Here is an 18075-nt window from a genome sequence, read left to right as displayed (position 1 = left end):
CCTCCGCCCGGCGGCCCGGGCGCCACGGGCGCGCAGCCGCGGCCGCGCGGCCGCCAGCGCCGGCGCCGGGCCGTCGCCCGCCGCGTCGAGCAGTGCCCGGGCGCCGTCGACGTCACCGACGACGGCGCGTAGCTGCGCCTCCTCGGCGGCGAGCCACTCGGCCAGCTCCGGGCCGGGCGCGGCGGTCCGCGCCTCGGCGAGCATGCGCAGCGCACCGCCCGGGTCGCCGCCGTCGGCGAGCAGCCCGGCCCGGCACAGCGCGGTGAGCGCGGCGCCGCCCGGCTCCGCGGCGGCCGGCCCGGCGAGCGCCAGGTGGGCCGCGGCCTCCGCCGGCCGGTCCCGCTGCCAGTCCACGAACGCCAGCGCCAGGTACGCGTAGCCGCAGTCGGACCGGGACGACCAGCCCTGGCAGGGCGGCATCGCCAGCGCCTCCCGGGCCAGCTCCTCGGCGGCCCGCAGCGCGCCCCGGGCCGCCTCCAGCAGGGCCGAGCGGCTGACGCAGAGCAGCTCGGTACGCGGCCGCCCGGCCCGCCGCGCCGCCTCCCGCGCGGCGGCGAAGTGGTCCCGGGCGGTGGACAGCTCCCCCTCGGCGAGCGCGGCCAGCCCGTGCGCGGCACCGGCCACCGCGCGCACGTCGTCCCGCTCGGCCGTCCCGGCGCGCGGATCACCGGCGACGGCACTGCCGGCGTCCGGGCCGCTCGGGGACTCCTCCGCCGTGATCGTGGCCAGCAGGCGGTCGGCGGTCCGGCGTACCTCCTCGTGGTCGCCGCCGAGCCGGGCGAGGCTCAGTTCCACGGCGACGGCCAGCCGGCCGAACCGGTCACGGCGCGGCGCGGGCAGGTCCGCGGCGTCGGCCGGCGCGCGCCGCAGCTGCGCGTCGGCGGCGGCCCGATCCCCGGCGTACGCCCGCTCGGCGGCCGCGGCCAGCGCCAGCTCCGGATCCCGGCGGACCGCCTCGGCGGGCGGCTCGGGTGGGGCCGGAACGGCGGCCGGTTCGTCCGGCGCCAGCTCGGGCCAGCGGGTGACGAGCAGCTCGGTGGCGCCGGCCCACTCACCGGCGAGAAGCGCGTGCCGCAGCGCGTCGGCCGGACGGTCGTGGCCGGCGTACCAGCCGGCGGCCCGCCGGTGCAGCTCGCGCACCTCGTCGGCGGGCAGCCGGTCCAGTTCGTCGCGCAGCACGTCGGCCAGGAGCGGGTGCGGCCGGTACCACTGCGGGCTGCCGCCGTCCTGGTGGAGGAAACCGCCCTCCCGGGCCGCCTCGGCGAGCAGGTGCCCGGCGTCGGGCCGCCCGGTCAGCGCGGCCGCCAGGTCGGCGTGGACCGCGACGGCCACCGCCACCCGGCGCAGGACGTCGCGGGTCGCCGGTTCCAGCGGGGCGAGCACCTCGTCCCGCAGGTACGCGGCGACGTCCGGCTGGTCACCGGCGAACCGTTCCACGGCGCGCGCCGGGTCGGCGCCGTCGCCGAGCGCGAGCGCGGCGAAGCGCAGCCCGGCGGGCCAGCCGGTGGTGCGCTCGGCCAGCCGGGCCACCGCCGGGGCGGGCACCGACACGCCGTGCGCGACGAGCAGGTCGGCCACCTCGTCGGCGGTGAACGCCAGGTCGTCGGCGCCGATCACAGTCAGCTCGCCGGCCAGCCGCCAGCGGTGCAGCGCCAGCGGTGGTTCGCTGCGCGCGCCGGCCACCAGCCGCAGCCGGCCGTCGGAGTGCCGGAGCAGGAACTCCAGCCCGGTCAGGGCGGCCGGGTCGGTGACCCGGTGCAGGTCGTCCAGGACCAGCAGCACGTGCCGTTCCCGTGCGGCGAGCGCGGCGGCGAGCGTTTCGAGCTGCTCGGGCCGGGGCGGTCCGTCCGGCACCGGTGGCGGGCCGTCGTCCGGGTCGTCGGCGGCGGCGGTACGCAGGGCCGCCGCGAGGTAGCCCCAGAACCGCCGGGTGGTCTCCCCCTCGGCCACCGTCAGCCAGGCCGGCGCCGGCCCGTCCCGCTCCCCCCGCGCCCAGGTCGACAGCAGCGTCGTCTTGCCCCAGCCGGCCGGTGCGCAGACGAGCGTCACCGGCCCCGACGCGCCCTGATCGAGCCGGTCCAGCAGGCGGGGACGCAGCAGGACCGGCTCGGGCGGCACGGGCGGCGTCAACCGGGACGCCAGCAACGGCGGGCCGCCCGGCAGGGCACCACCGGCGACATCGGGTGAATCGAGGCCAGTGGTGAGCAGATCGGGCGTACCGGTGATGTCGCGTGTGCCGCTCGGCGCGGTGACGACCTGGTCGGCCTCCTCCGGCATGCGTCCCTCCCCCCGTCGGTGCGGGCAGCGGTTACCCGGACCGCGCCGGTTCACCCCTTCCGGGCGAACCCCGCTCACCCGGGCGTCGCGCACCCTGTAGGCACGCGGGGCGGCCGGCCGGAGCGCCGGCCGCCCGGGGAACGGCGGGAGGTCGGGTGGCGCGGAGCAGACGGCTGGCGGCCGGCGCGCTGGCGCTGGCGGGGGCACGGGTGCTCGCTCCGGCGGGCGCACGGGTGCTGGCCCGCCGCCGCGCGCGGCGAACCGGCGCCGATCCGCGGCCGGGCCGGTGGCAGGTGGTGACGGTGGCCGCGGCGCCCGAACAGGTGCTCCCGGCGGGGCGGTGGCCCGAGCCGCTGCGGCGCCTCGACGGCGCGGTCGAGGTGTGGGCCCGTCCGGCCCCCGGCGGGCGCGGCACCGAGCTGGCGGTCCGCCCGCTGGGCGGGGAGTGCACGCTCCCGGGGTTCGCCGCGCACCTGGTCGGCGACGACCCGGGCCGGTTCCTGCGCCAGGTGCTACGGCAGACCAAACAACTCCTGGAGACCGGCGAGGTGCTGCGGGCGGACCGTTCACCGCTGGACCGGCCGGGGACGCCGACGTGAGGGCGCTGTGCTGGGCCGGGGCCGGTTTCGTGGAGGTGCGCCGTGTCCCGGACCCCGAGCTGCGCAACGCCCAGGACATGATCGTCCGGGTCCGGCGCAGCACGACCTGCGGCGCGGACCTGCCGCTGCTGGCCGGGCAGGTGCCCGAGGCGTCCGCCGGGGAGGTGCTCGGACGCGAGTTCCTCGGCGACGTGGTCGAGGTCGGTCCGGAGGTACGCCGGCACCGGGTCGCGGACCGGGTGGTGGTGGGCGCGACGGTCGCGTGCGGGGCGTGCTGGTTCTGCCGGCAAGGGCTGCCGGCCTGCTGCGACAACGGCACGAGCGGCGTGGCGGCCGAGCCGGAGTGGGGGCAGCCGCCCGCCGGTGGTTACGGCCGTCCGGCCCGGCTGGGCGGCTTCGCCGGTGGTCACGCCGAGTACGTGCGGGTGCCGTACGCCGACGTGGGCGCGTTCGCCGTACCGGAGTCGGTGAGCGACGAGCGGGCGGTGTTCGCGGCCGACGCCGCGCCGGTCGGCTGGTACGGCGCCGAGCTGGGCGAGGTCGCCCCCGGGGACGTGGTGGCGGTGTGGGGCGCGGGCGCGGTCGGTCAGCTCACCGCCGGCGCGGCGGTGGCCCGGGGCGCGGACCGGGTGGTGGTGGTCGACGACCGGGACGACCGGCTGCGGATGGTCACCGGACACGACGGCGTGGAGGCGCTCAACCACAGGTACGTCGACGTGCTCGCCGAACTGCGCGAACGCAGCGGCGGCCGGGGGCCGGACGTGTGCGTCGACGCCTCCGGGGTGCCGGCCGCGCCGGTGCGGTGGCCGGCGGCCGAGCCGGACGGCGGGGCGGCGCTGCGCGAGGCGGTGCACGCCTGCCGCAAGGGCGGCGTGGTGGTGGTGCTCGACGCCCGGCCCGGATTCGTGGACCGGTTCCCGCTCGGCGCGCTCGCGGACAAGGGGCTCGCGGTCCGCGCCGCCCGGCGCCGGGGCGGTGCCGCGATCCCGGCGCTGCTGGAGCGGATGGCCCGCGACGAGCTGGTCACCGAGCATCTGGCCACGCACCGGATGCCGCTGGAGCACGGCGCCGAGGGGTACGCGTTGTTCCGGGACCGGGCCGACGGCTGCGTCCGGGTGGTCTTCACACCGTGAAGGTGAGCGCCGTGGATGGCACACTCGGCGGATGCGCGCAGACCGTCCGTACGACCTCGTCCTGTTCGGCGCCACCGGCTTCACCGGCGGGCTGACCGCCGAGTACCTGGCCCGGCACGCGCCGGACCGGCTGCGCTGGGCACTCGCCGGGCGCAACCCGGACAAGCTGGCCGCGGTGCGGGACCGGCTGGCCGCGATCGACCCGGCCCTGGCCGACCTCCCGCTGCTCACCGCCGACGTGACCGACCCGGCGTCGCTGCGCGCGGTGGCGGAGTGCGCCCGGGTGGTGGCGACCACGGTCGGCCCGTACGTGCACCACGGCGAGCCGCTGGTGGCCGCCTGCGCCGCGGCCGGCACCGACTACCTCGACATCACCGGCGAGCCGGAGTTCGTCGACCGGATGTACGTGCGGCACCACGCCGAGGCGGTGCGCACCGGGGCACGCCTGGTGCACGCCTGCGGCTTCGACTCGATCCCGCACGACCTGGGCGTCTGGTACACGGTCAAGCAACTGCCGGCCGACGGGCCGATCGCCGTGGACGGGTACGTCCGGGCCGGTGGCCGGTTCTCCGCCGGGACGTACCACTCGGCGCTCACCGCGTTCTCCCGTACCGGTGAGACGAGCCGCGCGGCGCGGGCCCGCCGGGCGATGGAGCCCGGCCCGGACGGACGCCGGGTCCGCGCGGTGCCGGGCAAGGTCGGCCGGGTACGCGAGTTCGGCCAGTGGGCGGTGCCGCTGCCCACCATCGACCCGCAGGTGGTCCGCCGGTCCGCGGCGGCCCGCCCGGAGTACGGCCCGGACTTCCGCTACCGGCACTTCGCGGCGATGAAGCGGCTGCCCACGGTGCTCGTCGCCGGGGTGGGGCTGGCCGGTGTGGTGGGGCTGGTGAAGGTGGCGCCGACGCGGCGCTGGCTGCTCGGGCGGCTCGCCTCCGGCCAGGGCCCGACGGCCGAGCAGCGGGCCAGGTCGTGGTTCCGGGTGCGGTTCGTGGGCACCGGCGGCGGGCGGCGGGTGGTGACCGAGGTGGCCGGTGGCGACCCGGGCTACGACGAGACGGCCAAGATGCTCGCCGAGTCGGCGCTCTGCCTGGCCTTCGACGACCTGCCGGAGACCGCCGGGCAGGTCACGCCCGTCGCGGCGATGGGTGACGCGCTGCTGGACCGGCTGGTACGCGCCGGCATCACGTTCCGCACCCTGCCGGCGTGAGGTTGACCCTCGACCCGCTTGAGGTCACAGGATGACGGCCGTGGAGAGCGAGCTTCGCAGCATCGGCGAACTGGCCCGGGCCAGCGGGTTGACGGTCAGCGCACTGCGGTTCTACGACCGTTCCGGGGTGCTGGCCCCGGCCCGGGTGGACCCGGTGACCGGCTACCGCTGGTACACCGAGGAGCAGGTGGACCCGGCCCGGCTGGTGGCCGGGCTGCGCCGGGTGGGGATGCCGCTGGCCGGCATCGCCGAGGCGCTGCGGCACCGGCACCGGCCGGCCGAGGTGCACCGGCTGCTGGACGCGCACCTGCGCCGCCTGGAGGACGGCCTGGCCGACGCCCGTCGCGAACTTTCCCGGATCCGCAGCCTGATCGACCCGGAGGAGACCGTCGTGACCACCCGCCTCGTGCTGTCCCGCACCGACCTCGCCGCCGCCGTGGACGCCGTACGCTTCGCCGTCGGCGCCGACCCCGACCTGCCGGTCCTGTCCGGCGTGCTGGTGGAGGTCGAGCCGGACGGTGTCCGGCTGGTCGCCACCGACCGGCACCGGCTGGCGGTGGCCCGGGTCGCCGGGACCGTCGGCGGCCCGCCGGTGAGCGCGCTGCTGCCGGTGGCATCGGTGGACGAACTCCGCGCGCTGCTGGGCGCCGAAAGTGCGGGGACCGCCGAGGTGGTCGTCGCCGCCGACCGGGTGACGGTCACGGTGGCGGGCCGCCCGGTGACCGCCGACCCGCTGCCGTACGACTTCCCTGACTACCGGCGGCTGCTGCGGGCGCAACTCGGCGACGTGCCCGCGTACCGGATCCCGTTCGACGGCGCGGCGCTGCGCGCGGCGCTCACCGCCGACGGCGTCCCGGTCTGCCACCGCGCGCACGAGGGCGTCGAGCACGAGGTGGTGGCGCTCGGCCTGGACGGCCGGGGCGAGCTGCGCCTGGTCGACCCGAACGCTGTGACCGACGGCGACGGCGTGGGCGGCGCGGCGGGCGTGGGCGGCGGGGCGGGCGTGGGCGGCGGGGCGGGCGTGGGCGGCCCGGGTGGCCCGGATGCGCTTCGGGTGGCGGTGAACCGGGAGTACCTGCTGGACGCGCTGGGGACCGGCGACGGCCAGCTCGTGCTGGAACTGGACGGCCCGATCGCCCCGCTGGCCGTGCGACGGGCCGACGACGCGCACGCCTTCTCGGTCCTGATGCCGGTACGCCTCTGACGCTCCGGTCTTGGGCCCGCGTTCGCAGGTCCCGGCCCCGCACCACACGCGACAGGAATCAGTGACCGTGCGTGACCACGCCGCCGCCCCCACCCTTCACCCCTCGCGCACTTTGCTCTGCAGCCATCCGCGCAACGCTGACGCTCCGTCGAACGCCGCGTCGGTGGCTGCAGAGCAAAGTCGCCGAAGGGCCATGTCGGCCGGAGAGCGGATCCGCGAGATTGACCAGGTCAACGGGCCGGCAAGCGGAAGGGGGCCAGCGCGGGCATCAGCGCACCATCACAGAGTGTGAGCACACCCTGTCAACGGCTCAACCACCACGCACCGTCATCGGGAAGGGCACCGCGGCGGCGGGCTGCGCGGGCCGGGCCGGGGCGGCGGGGGCGCGACGGTAGCATCTGGAGGTCCCACCTGACTGCCTGGACGGAGGCGTACGAGCAGCATGCTCGACATGGAGTTGATCCGGAAGGATCGCGAGGCGGTGGCGACCGCGCTGGCGAAGCGACTGGATCCCGCCGAGGTCACCCGGGCGCTGGACGACATCCAGCGGCTCGACCAGGAGCGGCGCGCCCTGATCACGGAGATCGACGCCGAGCGGCAGCGCCGCAAGGCCGAGGCGCGCGCGTACGCGGAGGCGAAACGGTCCGGCGGCACGCCGCAGCCGGTCGCCCCGGAGGCCGAGCGCAAGCAGCTCGCGGAGCTGGAGTCCCAGCTCGACGAGGTGCAGTCCCGGCTGCGCTCGGCGATGAGCGAGCTGCCGAACCTGCCCGCCGACGACGTGGTCGCCGGGGGCAAGGAGGCCAACCGGGTGGTGCGCACGTTCGGCGAGGCGCCGGCCATCGAGAAGGTACGCGACCACGTGGAGCTGAGCCGTGCGCTCGGCCTGGTCGACCACGAGCGGGGCGTCAAGCTCGGCGGCTCGGGCTTCTGGATGTACACCGGTCTCGGCGCCCGGCTGGAGTGGGCGCTGGTGAACTGGCTGATCGAGCAGAACATCCAGGCCGGCTACGAGTTCCTGCTCCCGCCGCACCTGCTGCTGGAGAGCGCCGGTTTCGCCGCCGGGCAGTTCCCGAAGTTCCACGACGACGTCTACCACATCGACAAGCAGTCGTCCTCACGCGGCCAGTTCCTGCTGCCCACCGCGGAGACGGCGATTCTCGGCGCGTACCAGGACGAGATCCTGGAGACGCCGAAGCTGCCGTTGAAGGCGTTCGCGTACACGCCGTGCTACCGGCGCGAGGCGGCCGGTTCGCACTCCGACGAGCGCGGCACCGTGCGCGGCCACCAGTTCAACAAGGTGGAGATCTTCCAGTTCACGCTGCCGGAGCAGGCGGGCGAGGCGCTGGAGGCGATGGTCGGGCACGTCGAGGGTCTGGTCGGCAAGCTCGGTCTGCACTTCCAGACCAGCCTGCTCGCCGCCGGCGACGCGAGCGCCTCGATGAAGAAGACGCTCGACGTCGAGGTGTGGATGCCGAGCACCGGCAAGTACAAGGAGGTGTCGTCGGTCTCCTGGGCCGGTGACTACCAGGCCCGCCGGGCGGCGATCCGCTACCGCGAGCCGGGCGCGAAGCAGACCCGTTTCGTGCACACGCTCAACGGCTCGGCGCTCGCCACCAGCCGCCTGTTCCCGGCCATCCTGGAGCAGCACCAGCAGCCCGACGGCTCGGTGGTGGTCCCGGAGGTCCTCCGCGACAAGCTGGGCACCGACCGCCTCACCCCGCGCTGACCCACTCCTCCGCCTCCGTCCCCGCCGCACCCGCCACACCCGCCACTCCCCCGCGATCTTGCACTTCCGGCCCGCGAGAAGTCCGCTTCACCCCTTCCGCCCGGGCACCAACTGCAAGATGGCGGGAGAGGGAGCGGGGGCGGGGGCGGGTGCGGGGGCGGGGGCGGGTGAGGGTGAGGGCGGCTAGGAGGAGCGCGGCCAGGAGGGCCGCCAGGGCGGCGGGGCCCACCGTGTCGACGGCGTTCACCACGGTCTGCTGGACGGCGGTGGCGGTGCGGACGACCGGGTCGGTGAAGGCGTCGTAGCGGCCCTGGGCGAGGCGTACCTCGTACCAGCCGTACCAGGCGACGTAGCCGCCCGCGACCAGCAGCACCAGGCCGCTCAGTCGCGGCACCCACGCGCCGGCACCGCGCAACCGGGCCACGACCCGCCCGCGCAGCAGCGCCACGGCGAGCGCGGCCACCCCGACCACGAGCGCCATCCCGAGCGCGTACGCCCCGAACAGCGCCAGCCCGCGCAGCGGCGACCCGGCCCGCAGGCTGGTCACCACGATCGCCAGGAACGGCGCGATCGCGCAGGTCAGCGACGTGAGCGCGTACGCCGCGCCGAACAGCGCCATGGACGGCCAGGTGCGGGTGAGCCGGGGCGCGACGCGCAACGGGCGCGGCGCGGGCAGCCGCTTGCCGGCGAGCAGCCAGCACCCGGCCAGCGCCAGCAGCACGCCGAGCGTCACTGTGAGCCACGGCAGCCGGGGCCGCAGCCAGTCCGCCGCCGGTGCCAGGGCCAGCCCGAACGCGCCGAACACCAGCACGTACCCGAGGGTCAGCCCGGCCGTCGCGGTGAGCGCGCGGCCGACCGCGCCGCGCCCGCCGTCGGGGCCGGCGACGAGCAACGAGAGGTACGCGGGCAGCATCGCGAAGCCGCACGGGTTGACCGCGCCGAGCATGCCGGCGGTCAGGGCGAGCAGCAGCGCGCCGGTCATCCCCGGGCCAGCGTCTCGACCTGCCGGGTCAGCGCCTCGCCGTCCAGGAATCCCTGGTGGACGACCCGGCCGGTGCGGTCCAGGACGACGAACGTGCTCTGTTCGGCCACCTTGAACCGGCGCCACAGCGCGCCCGCCCGGTCGTCGATCTGTGTCGTGCCGCCCAGGTCGAACTCGGTGACGAACGACTTCATCGCCTTCTGCTCGCCGAGCCCGGCGACGCCGACGATCGGGACCGTGTCGCGGTAGGCGGGGGCGATCTCGGCCACCGTCCACGCCTGGCTGGCGCAGGTGGCGCACCAGGGCGCCCAGAACCACAGCACGACCGGCCGCCCGGCCAGGGCGGCGGCGTCGAACGCCGTACCGTCGAGGGTCTTGCCGGTGAACGACAGCGTGGCCGGCACCGGGGCGGGTGACGCGGACGCCGGCGCGGCGGCCGGAGACACGGCGGCCGGAGACGCAGGAGCCGGGGACGCGGTGGCCACCGCGCCCGCCGGTGCACCGCCCTCGGGCCCGGCCGCGCAGGCGGTCGCGGCGAAGAGGGCCAGCAGGGCGGCGACGGTGACACGAACGGCGGTACGCATCGGCGGCTCCTGGGATCTACTCGGCCCGGACCAGGCGGAGCGCGAGTTCGGGACAGACCTTGACCGCCTTGAGCGCGCCCTCGCGCAGCCACGTCGGCACCGGTGTGGGCGGGAACGCCGGGTAGCCGTTGCCGTCGAGCCGGATGAAGTCGGGCACCACGTGCGCGCACAGCCCGTGCCCGTCGCAGCGCGACCAGTCCAGAGTGAGCTTCTGCGGGTTGGCGTCCGGCGCGCCGGGCAGGCCCATCATGCCCTTGACCCGCTTGCCGCAGCCCTCGCCGGTGGCGTGCAGCCGCAGGTCGTCGGCGAACACCTCCATGGCGGACAGTGCGAACCGGGCGGTGCCGTCCGGGTGGCTGCACGCGCCGCGTCCCTTGACGTCGCCGGCCGCGGCCCGGACCAGCTCGACCGGTGCGCTGCCGGAGACCGCGAGGTCGACCGAGCGGGCCAGGTCGGGCAGGCCCATCTTGCACGGGCCGCACTGCCCGGCGGACTCGCCCGCCAGGTACCGCACCACCTGCGCGGCCTCTCCGAGCGGGCAGGTGTCGGCGCCGAGCGGCACGATGATGCCGGCGCCGAGCGTGCCGCCCACGGCGGTGAGCCCCTTGCGGGACACCTCGGCCCGCTCGGCGGCAGCCGCGGTGATCCACTTGCCGTGGTAGCCGCCCATCAGGATGCCCGGCCCGGGCGGCACCTCGCACAGGTCGAGGATCTCGCGCAGCGGGGTGCCGGCGGCGCACTCCACCACGGCGGGGCGCTTGGCGGACCCGGTGACGGTGAGCAGCACGGTGCCCGGCTCGTCGTCGGTGCCGAGCGCGGCGTACTCGTACGGGCCGATCCGGGCGGCGACGGCGAGCTGGGCGTACGTCTCGGCGTTGGACAGCAGCGTGGGCAGCCCGCCCACGCCGGAGTCGCTGGAGCGCTTCTTCGTGCCGGGCGGGATGTGCGGCAGGCCGTTGATGCCGTTGACGAGCGCGCCGCCCTCACCGGAGATGAACCGGTGCGGCACCGTGACGATGGTGGTGGGCACCGGCATCCGCCGTTCCTGCAACGCCTCGGTCAGCGAGGGCCGGCCCACGTCGTCGTCGGCCACCCCGATCACGATCTCCTCGGCGTCGAGCGCGAACGCGGCGAGCGCGGCACCGTCCAGGATGAGGTGCGGGGCGCGGGTGAGCAGCACCTTGTCCTTCCAGCTCGCCGGCTCCCCCTCGGTGGCGTTGACCACCACCACGGCGGCCAGGTCCTGCCGCTCGCAGGACTCCAGCACCGCACGCAGCTTGCGGGCGAACGGGAAACCCGCGCCGCCCTTGCCCTTGAGGTCGATCGCCTCGGCGAGCCGCAGCAGCGCCGCCGGTTCCATCGGGCCGATCGGGCCGTGCACCTCCTCGTGGGCCAGCAGGTCGAGCCGGCCGAACTCGGCGAACCCGGCGGTCAGGCGGGGCTCGCCGACGCAGGCGACCGGCGGGACCGTCGTGCGTTTCACCGGGCCTCACCCCGCAGACCGGCCCAGTACGCGCCGTCGACCGCGTCCGCGTCGGCCCGCTTGCGACGGCCGGACCGGCTCTCCTTGCCCGCGCGCATCGCCCGGCGGGAGGCGAGGTCGACGAGCGTCGGGGTGTCGTCGACGAACGCCTCGTCGGCGGCGTAGCGGGCCGGCGGGCGCCAGTAGTCCGGCTCCTCCGGCACGTCCTCCTCGTCCCGGTAGCGGCGGCCGGATCCGCTGAGCGGTTCAGCCGAGAGGGGGGTGCCGGAGATCGGGCCGGCCGAGATCGGCTCACCGGAGATCGGGTTGGTCTCCCAGCGGCGCGGGCTGTCCCACGGCTCCTCCGGCTCGTCGGTCGCGCGCGGCGGCGCGGAGTAGCGGGCCACCTCGGCCGCGGTGGCGTACCGGCCGCTGTCCGGGGGTGCGGAGTGCCGACCACCGGTGTCCGGGGGCGCGGAGTGCCGGCCGCCGCTCTCCGGCGGCGCTGAGTACCGGGCGACCAGGTCCTCGTCGTCGCGGGCCCGGCGGCTCACTCGCTCCTCGGTCCGGGACCGGCGGGTCACGCGATCCTCGTCGTCGCGGCGACGGCGGCGGGACCGCTCGCCGTCGGTCCGGCGTGCGGGCGCCGCCTCCTCGTCCCGGGCGCGGACGACGGGCTCGCGCTCCTCGTCGCGCCGCCGGGCGGGCGCCTCCTGGGTCCGGGCACGCCGGGCGGGCGCGTCCGGCTCGGCGTCGCGCCGCCGGGCGGCGGCGGCGCGGACCGGCTCGCGCAACGATCCGGGTTCCGGCACCACGGGTACGGCGAACCGCTCCGGATCGCGTCGCCGGGCGGTGCCGGCCGGGGCGGTCCAGGTGGCGGTCGCCTCGGCCCAGCGGCCCCGGCCGGCGCCGCTGTCCTCCTTGTCGCCGGCCTTCTTGCGGGTGAGCGCGGCGAACACGCCGGTACGCTCCTCGGCCTTGCCGGCCATCGCCTTGTTGAGCGCGACCGCCTGGTGCTGCTCGCGGCTGCGCTTGCCGAGGTGGACCGAGACGCGCACCATCAGCGCCATCACCACGAGCACCACGCAGGCGAGGTAGCTCAGCACCACCCAGCCGGCCGCCGGGCGGCCGGCGTTGAGGCCGTGCACCAGCGCGAACGGCCAGGACACGTACGCCATCGAGTGCAGTGCGCGCCAGAACCACTTCGGGCCGACGCCGGCGAACCGGACCCGGACGATGCCGGTCCAGAGCACGCCCACCATCAGCAGCGCGGCGACGGTGCCCAGCCCGACGTAGAGGCCGCTGCCGCTGAGGAACGGCACCACCGCGTCGGTCGGCCCGGCCCGGCCGATCGCGACCTTGGTGATGACGTGGAAGACCAGCCCGGCCACGCCGAGCACGCCGGTGGCGCGGTGCGCCGACTGGAGCAGCACGCGGTGCCGGATGAGCAGCACCAGGCGGTCGGTGGCGAGCAGGCCCAGCATCACTGTGATGCTGAGCGAGACCAGGGCGACCACCCCGGCGAAGAACTCGGTGAAGAAGAATCCGTACGAGTACATGACGCCGCCGGCGCCGGCCAGCTCCACACCCGCCCACGCGAGGCCGAGTGCGGAGGCGGTCAGCGCCACCATCGCGGACTTCGACATCGTCCGGGCACCACGGCTGGTGGTGGTGGTCCGGACGGTCGTCGCCTTCTCGTTCTGCTGTGCCCGGGCCATCTGCTCCTCGATCGTCTCGCGGCGGCGCCCCCACCGGCCGACCCTGCTCCCCACTCAGGTACGGAGGGACGGCGCGGACGGATCACCTTCGGTGGCGAATTTCTCGGCCGGATTCTCGAACCGTCCGGACCGGACGCGCGTGTAGCGCCTGACGCAACGACGGATGCCCATACGTTGACAGACTTTGCAACAGGCTCGTAACCTTGCCGCAAAATTTCAGTCTGGCTTGCAAGAAGCCAGCACTGATCCAGGCTCCACTCCCCCGCATCCCCGCACCCCGCAGGAGTCCTGATGCATCGACGCCGATGCCGCGCCGCCGCGCTCGCCCTGAGTCTGGCCGCGAGCCTGCTCGTCCCCGTCACCGCGGCGGCACCCCCGGCCGCCGCCGCCCCCGGCACCAAGAAGGTGATCGTCCAGCTCTTCGAGTGGAACTGGACCTCGGTGGCCGCCGAGTGCACCAGCACGCTGGGCCCGAAGGGCTACGGCTACGTGCAGGTGTCCCCGCCGCAGGAGCACGTCAACAGCAGCCCATGGTGGGTGTCGTACCAGCCGGTCAGCTACCGGATCGAGTCCCGCAAGGGCACCCGCGCGCAGTTCCAGTCCATGGTGAACACGTGCCACGCCGCGGGCGTCAAGGTGATCGTCGACGCCGTGGTCAACCACATGTCCGGCCAGGACAACGGCGGCACCGGCTGGGCCGGGTCGTCGTACGGCCACTACAACTACCCGGGCGTCTACTCCGCACAGGACTTCCACTACTGCGGCCGCAACGGCAACAACGACATCGCCAACTACAACGACCGGTACGAGGTGCAGAACTGCGAGCTGGTCAACCTCGCCGACCTCAAGACCGAGTCGGAGTACGTGCGCGGCCGGCTGGCCGCCTACCTCAACGACCTGCTCTCGCTCGGCGTCGACGGTTTCCGGCTGGACGGCAGCAAGCACATGCCGGCCGCCGACATCGCCGCGATCAAGGCGAAACTGTCCCGCAGCGCGTACCTGGTGCAGGAGGTCATCTACGGCGCGGGCGAGCCGGTCCAGCCGACCGAGTACACCGGCAACGGTGACGTGCACGAGTTCCGGTACGGCAAGGACCTGGCCCGGATGTTCAACAACGAGCGGCTCGCGTACCTGAAGAACTTCGGCGAGTCCTGGGGCTACCTGTCGAGCGCGAAGGCGGTGGTCTTCACCGACAACCACGACACGCAGCGCGAGGGCGGAGTGCTGACCTACCGCAACCGGGGCACGTACGCGCTCGCCAACGCGTTCATGCTCGCCTGGCCGTACGGCACCCCGGCGGTCATGTCGAGCTTCACGTACAGCGGCCGGGACCAGGGCCCGCCCGCCGACGGCAGCAACCGGATCACCAACGTCACCTGCTACTCGGGCTGGGAGTGCGAGCACCGCTGGCCGGTCATCGCCAACATGGTCGGCTTCCGCAACGCCACCGAGGGCGCCGGGGTCTCCAACTGGTACGACAACGGCTACCAGCACATCGCGTTCAGCCGTACCGGCAAGGGCTACCTGACGCTCAACGACGAGGACACCGCCGTGAACGGCCGGTCGTACTACACCGGGCTGCCGGCGGGCCGCTACTGCGACGTCGTCCACGGCACGTTCAGCAACGGCTCGTGCAGTGGCCCGGTGATCACGGTGGACTCGTCCGGCTGGTTCGCCGCGAACGTCCCCGCGCACGACGCGATCGCCATCCACATCGGCGCGAAGCTGAGCTGATCCATCCGGGCCGCGAAGCCCTCGTACCCGCAGTATCGGGTACGGGGGCTTCCGGTCGGTTACAGTCGGTTTCGTGCTGTTCGACCGGTTCGTTACACGTCGGCCTCCCGGCTGGCTGATCGCCGCGCTCGCCGTACCGCTGCTGCTCGTCACCGCGCTGCTGGTCGGCCGCGCGCTCACCGTCACGCCCGCGCGCCCGTCCGCGCCGCCCGCCGCCGCTCCACCGGCCACGACCGCCGCGCCGAGCCCGTCCCCGCAGGAGTCGGTGCCGCCCGCCGCGCCGCCGCCGGACGACCTGCCGGTGGTCACCTACGACCCTGCGCCGCGCGGCTTCCCGCCCGACCCGGACCCGGCCGACACCCGCCCGCTGAGCGAGGGGCTGCGCCCGAACCGGAACGTGGCCGCGTACGACGCGCCGGGCGGCCGTCCGCTGGCGTTCCTCGCGCCGACCATCAGCGGCGTACGGCTCACCGTGCCGATCGTCGACCGCCGCTCCGGCTGGACGGCGGTGCTGCTGCCGTCGGCCAACCGCACCATCGCCTGGCTGCCGTCCGGTGGCTGGACCACGGTGGTGCTGCGCGACCAGATCGTGGTGGAACGGCGCACCCACCGCCTCACCTGGAGCCGGGACGGGCGCGCGATGCGCACCTGGCCGGTCAGCCTCGGCATGTCCGGGCAGCTCACCCCGCTGGGCCGCACGTTCGTGCTGGGCCGCACCCCGCCGCCGGAGGCCGTCTACGGCGGCGTCGACATCTTCGCCCTCGGCGCGATCCCCGACGACCCGGACGCGGTGCCGACCGGGCTGCGTGGCGCCCACATCGGACTGCACAGCTGGTACAACGACGACACGCTCGGCAAGAACGTCACCAACGGCTGCATCCGGCTGACCCGCAGCGCCCAGCGCCTGCTCCTGACCGAGGTGGAGCCGGGCACCGCCTTCGTGGTGGTCGACCGCCTGCCCTGACGGGTCTCAGCCCAGCCGCCCGGCCGTCGGCCTGGATCGGCTCAGGCCGTCGCGCCACCGTCGACCGCGATCGACGCGCCGGTGATGTGCCGTCCGCCGACGCCCACCAGGTGACTGACAGTCGCCGCCACGTCTTCCGGAGCCGCGTACCGGCCGAGGGCGATGTGCGACCGCTGCCCGTCCGCGCCCGCGCTGTCCGCCGGGTTCATGTCGGTGTCGGTCGAGCCGGGCAGGATCAGGTTGACGGTGATCCCACGCGGACCGAGCTCGCGGGCGAGCGCCCGGGTCAGCCCGTTCACGGCGCTCTTGGTCATCGCGTACGCGCTCACCCCCGGAGCCGGGACACGGCTGGCGAAGCTGCTACCGATGTTGACGATCCGCCCGCCGGCACCCATGTGGCGCACCGCCGCCTGGGTGGCGAGGTAGACCCCGCGCACGTTCACCGCGATCGCCCGGTCCAGGGCGTCGAGGCTGACCGACTCGATCGGCCCACCCGCGAACACCCCGGCGTTGTTGACCAGGATGTCCAACCGCCCCAACTCGGCGACGGTCCGCTCCACGGCGCCGACCACGGCCGTCGCGTCGGTGCTGTCCGCATTGATGGCCAGGCCGGTCCGGCCGTACGCCTCGATCTCGGCCACCACGGACTTCGCGCTGTCCTCCGCGGTGCGGTAGGTGAACGCGACGTGGATGCCGTCCTCGGCCAGTCGGCGCGCGACGGCGGCACCGATGCCCCGGCTCCCGCCCGTCACCAGGGCAACCCTGTCGGCAAGTCTGACCGCCATGCCGCCATCCTGACAGTCGACTCAGGACGCTGATCATCCGGGTCACCCGCCCATTTCCTGTCCGGCCGATCAGACAGGATTGCCGGCACCCAGTCCGGGTACGCGCGGGCCGTCCAGCGGCGAAACGGGGAGACCAGACATGAGCGCACCGACCGGACGGGTCGACACGATCGTTCTCATCCACGGCCTCTGGATGACCTCACGAAGCTGGGAGCACTGGGCGCAGCGGTACGCCGCGCGCGGCTTCCAGGTGCTCACGCCCGCCTGGCCCGGCATGGACCGGGAGGTCGAGGAGCTGCGGGCCGACCCGGCGCCGATCGCCGCGCAGCGCATCGCCGACATCGCGGACCACTACGAGGCGATCATCAGGGACCTGCCGCGCCCGCCGATCATCATGGGCCACTCGTTCGGCGGCCTGATCGCCCAGTTGCTGCTGGACCGGCGCCTCGGCGCCGCGGTGGTCGCCGTGCACCCCGCGCCGGTACGGGGCGTGCTCAAGCTGCCGCCCAGCACGCTGCGCTCCGGGTACTCGATCCTGCACAACCCGGCCAACCGGCACCGGGCCGTGCCGTTCACCCCGGAGGACTTCCGGTACGCCTTCGGCAACACGATCAGCCAGGAGCAGTCCGACGCCGCCTGGGAGCGGTACGCCGTACCGGGCGCCGGGCACGTGCTGTTCGAGGCCGCGTTCGCCAACCTGGACCCGAACTCGGCCACCGAGATCGACAAGAAGCGCAGCGACCGCGCCCCGCTGCTGATCACCGCGGGCGGCGAGGACCACGTGGTGCCCGCGTCACTCGCGAGCAGCATCGCGAACCTCTACCGGAGTTCCACGGCGCTCACCGGCTACCGGGAGTTCCCCGGCCGGTCGCACTTCGTCGGCGGCGAACCGGGCTGGGAGGAGGAGGCGGACTACGCGCTGGAGTGGGCGGTCGAGGCGGCGAACGAGTTCTCCCCGACGGTGGTCGCCGAGGCCCCTCGACGGCGCTGACCACGGCGGGCGCTCATCGCGGCCGGAACCGCCGGGAGCACTCACCGTCGTGTCCGGGCCGGAGCAGACACCGCTGCCCACCGGGCAGCAACCGGTCGCAGAACACCCAGTGCCGGACGTTCTGGTCGTCCTCCGCCGAGACCGTGGTGCCGCCGGGCTCGGTCTGTGGCAGGACGTGGGTCCAGTGCGCCACCACCCGGGCCAGCCGCTGAGCAGAGAGCAGGTCGTTGACGACGACCGGCAGGTGGATCACCCAGCGCTCGGTCACCTGTCGTATCCCCGTTCGTTTCGGGCCTGGGCCTGCTCCGACTGCCAGCGACGCAGCGCGTTCTTGATCCGGTCGGTCTCCCGGCGGCTCTGGGCCAGCGCGTCGTAGACCGCGGCCAGGTCACCGGCGACCCGGTCGAGGAACTCCCGCACCTCCTGCGGGTCGAGCCCGCGCCGGCCCAGCGGGGTCGTCCGGAAGTTCCGCTCGCGGACCTGCCAGGGACGCAGCGGGTGGTAGGCCGACGAGCGGTAGCAGGTCGATCCGAGGACCGACCGACCGCGACGCCGGACACGCCGAAGGAAGACGCGCATGAGACCTGCCCCTCACCGTCGAGATCGAACCGTGGAAGGGGTGGGCCCGTCGGCCCGCCCCGCACCGGCGGACCCACCCCGGCACCTGCCACCGCAGCCTTCGACCAGCAGTACGTCAGCAGGGCACAGC

General features: G+C 75.0%; 16 protein-coding genes. 8 read left to right on the top strand and 8 right to left on the bottom strand.

Annotation, left to right across the window (positions count from 1 at the left end; translation table 11 throughout):
* Positions 1-2277, bottom strand: a 2277-nt coding sequence (locus V6U82_RS24475) for an AAA family ATPase (protein WP_334464882.1), incomplete at its 3' end; no start/stop codon positions are given.
* 155 nt (positions 2278-2432) lie between these two features.
* On the opposite strand from V6U82_RS24475, the gene V6U82_RS24470 reads away from it, so the two are divergent.
* From V6U82_RS24470 to serS, 5 genes are all read left to right on the top strand, one after another.
* Positions 2433-2876, top strand: coding sequence for a hypothetical protein (locus V6U82_RS24470; protein WP_334464880.1), 444 nt, complete (start codon positions 2433-2435; stop codon positions 2874-2876).
* Positions 2873-4009 carry an alcohol dehydrogenase catalytic domain-containing protein gene (locus tag V6U82_RS24465; RefSeq protein ID WP_334464879.1) on the top strand — a complete coding sequence of 379 codons (1137 nt, stop codon included), beginning with the start codon at positions 2873-2875 and terminating at the stop codon, positions 4007-4009. The genes V6U82_RS24470 and V6U82_RS24465 overlap by 4 nt, the downstream gene beginning before the upstream one ends.
* 31 nt (positions 4010-4040) lie before the next feature.
* Positions 4041-5216, top strand: coding sequence for a saccharopine dehydrogenase family protein (locus tag V6U82_RS24460; RefSeq protein ID WP_334464877.1), 1176 nt, complete (start codon positions 4041-4043; stop codon positions 5214-5216).
* A gap of 31 nt (positions 5217-5247) precedes the next feature.
* On the top strand, positions 5248-6420 hold the full coding sequence (locus V6U82_RS24455) for a DNA polymerase III subunit beta family protein (protein ID WP_334464875.1): 1173 nt from the start codon (positions 5248-5250) through the stop codon (positions 6418-6420).
* Between the two features lie 442 nt (positions 6421-6862).
* The gene (serS, locus tag V6U82_RS24450) at positions 6863-8146 is read left to right on the top strand and encodes a serine--tRNA ligase (RefSeq protein ID WP_120568601.1); all 1284 of its coding nucleotides are present in this window, start codon (positions 6863-6865) and stop codon (positions 8144-8146) included.
* On the opposite strand, the gene V6U82_RS24445 is transcribed toward serS, so the two are convergent.
* The 4 genes from V6U82_RS24445 to V6U82_RS24430 are packed head-to-tail and all read right to left on the bottom strand — an operon-like array spanning position 8133 to position 12946.
* Positions 8133-9128, bottom strand: a complete 996-nt coding sequence (locus tag V6U82_RS24445) for a cytochrome c biogenesis CcdA family protein (RefSeq protein ID WP_334464873.1) — start codon at positions 9126-9128, stop codon at positions 8133-8135. The genes serS and V6U82_RS24445 overlap by 14 nt on opposite strands.
* Positions 9125-9712: a TlpA family protein disulfide reductase gene (locus tag V6U82_RS24440; RefSeq protein ID WP_334464871.1), complete on the bottom strand. Its 588-nt coding sequence runs from the start codon at positions 9710-9712 to the stop codon at positions 9125-9127. The genes V6U82_RS24445 and V6U82_RS24440 overlap by 4 nt, the downstream gene beginning before the upstream one ends.
* Positions 9713-9728: 16 nt before the next feature.
* Positions 9729-11195, bottom strand: coding sequence for an NADH-quinone oxidoreductase subunit NuoF family protein (locus V6U82_RS24435; RefSeq protein ID WP_128138956.1), 1467 nt, complete (start codon positions 11193-11195; stop codon positions 9729-9731).
* Positions 11192-12946, bottom strand: coding sequence for a hypothetical protein (locus tag V6U82_RS24430; protein ID WP_334464869.1), 1755 nt, complete (start codon positions 12944-12946; stop codon positions 11192-11194). The genes V6U82_RS24435 and V6U82_RS24430 overlap by 4 nt, the downstream gene beginning before the upstream one ends.
* Before the next feature lie 237 nt (positions 12947-13183).
* On the opposite strand from V6U82_RS24430, the gene V6U82_RS24425 reads away from it, so the two are divergent.
* Positions 13184-14626 carry an alpha-amylase gene (locus tag V6U82_RS24425; RefSeq protein WP_334464868.1) on the top strand — a complete coding sequence of 481 codons (1443 nt, stop codon included), beginning with the start codon at positions 13184-13186 and terminating at the stop codon, positions 14624-14626.
* A gap of 73 nt (positions 14627-14699) precedes the next feature.
* On the top strand, positions 14700-15590 hold the full coding sequence (locus V6U82_RS24420) for a L,D-transpeptidase (protein ID WP_334464866.1): 891 nt from the start codon (positions 14700-14702) through the stop codon (positions 15588-15590).
* Between the two features lie 41 nt (positions 15591-15631).
* On the opposite strand, the gene V6U82_RS24415 is transcribed toward V6U82_RS24420, so the two are convergent.
* A complete protein-coding gene (locus V6U82_RS24415; protein ID WP_128136657.1) occupies positions 15632-16375 on the bottom strand; it encodes an SDR family NAD(P)-dependent oxidoreductase in 744 nt (247 codons plus the stop codon).
* Between the two features lie 139 nt (positions 16376-16514).
* On the opposite strand from V6U82_RS24415, the gene V6U82_RS24410 reads away from it, so the two are divergent.
* Positions 16515-17366: an alpha/beta hydrolase gene (locus V6U82_RS24410; protein ID WP_334464863.1), complete on the top strand. Its 852-nt coding sequence runs from the start codon at positions 16515-16517 to the stop codon at positions 17364-17366.
* A gap of 13 nt (positions 17367-17379) precedes the next feature.
* On the opposite strand, the gene V6U82_RS24405 is transcribed toward V6U82_RS24410, so the two are convergent.
* Together V6U82_RS24405 and V6U82_RS24400 are read right to left on the bottom strand one after the other, a co-directional pair.
* Positions 17380-17634, bottom strand: a complete 255-nt coding sequence (locus V6U82_RS24405) for a hypothetical protein (RefSeq protein WP_013287870.1) — start codon at positions 17632-17634, stop codon at positions 17380-17382.
* The gene (locus tag V6U82_RS24400; protein ID WP_334464860.1) at positions 17631-17945 is read right to left on the bottom strand and encodes a DivIVA domain-containing protein; all 315 of its coding nucleotides are present in this window, start codon (positions 17943-17945) and stop codon (positions 17631-17633) included. The genes V6U82_RS24405 and V6U82_RS24400 overlap by 4 nt, the downstream gene beginning before the upstream one ends.
* Between the last annotated feature and the right edge of the window lie 130 nt (positions 17946-18075).

Origin of the sequence: Micromonospora sp. CPCC 205554, assembly GCF_036902745.1 — a bacterium.
GTDB classification, from domain to species: Bacteria; Actinomycetota; Actinomycetes; order Mycobacteriales; family Micromonosporaceae; genus Micromonospora; species Micromonospora tulbaghiae.
The sequence above is the reverse complement of the archived record's forward strand: the minus strand, read 5'-3'. Positions and strand labels throughout refer to the sequence as shown.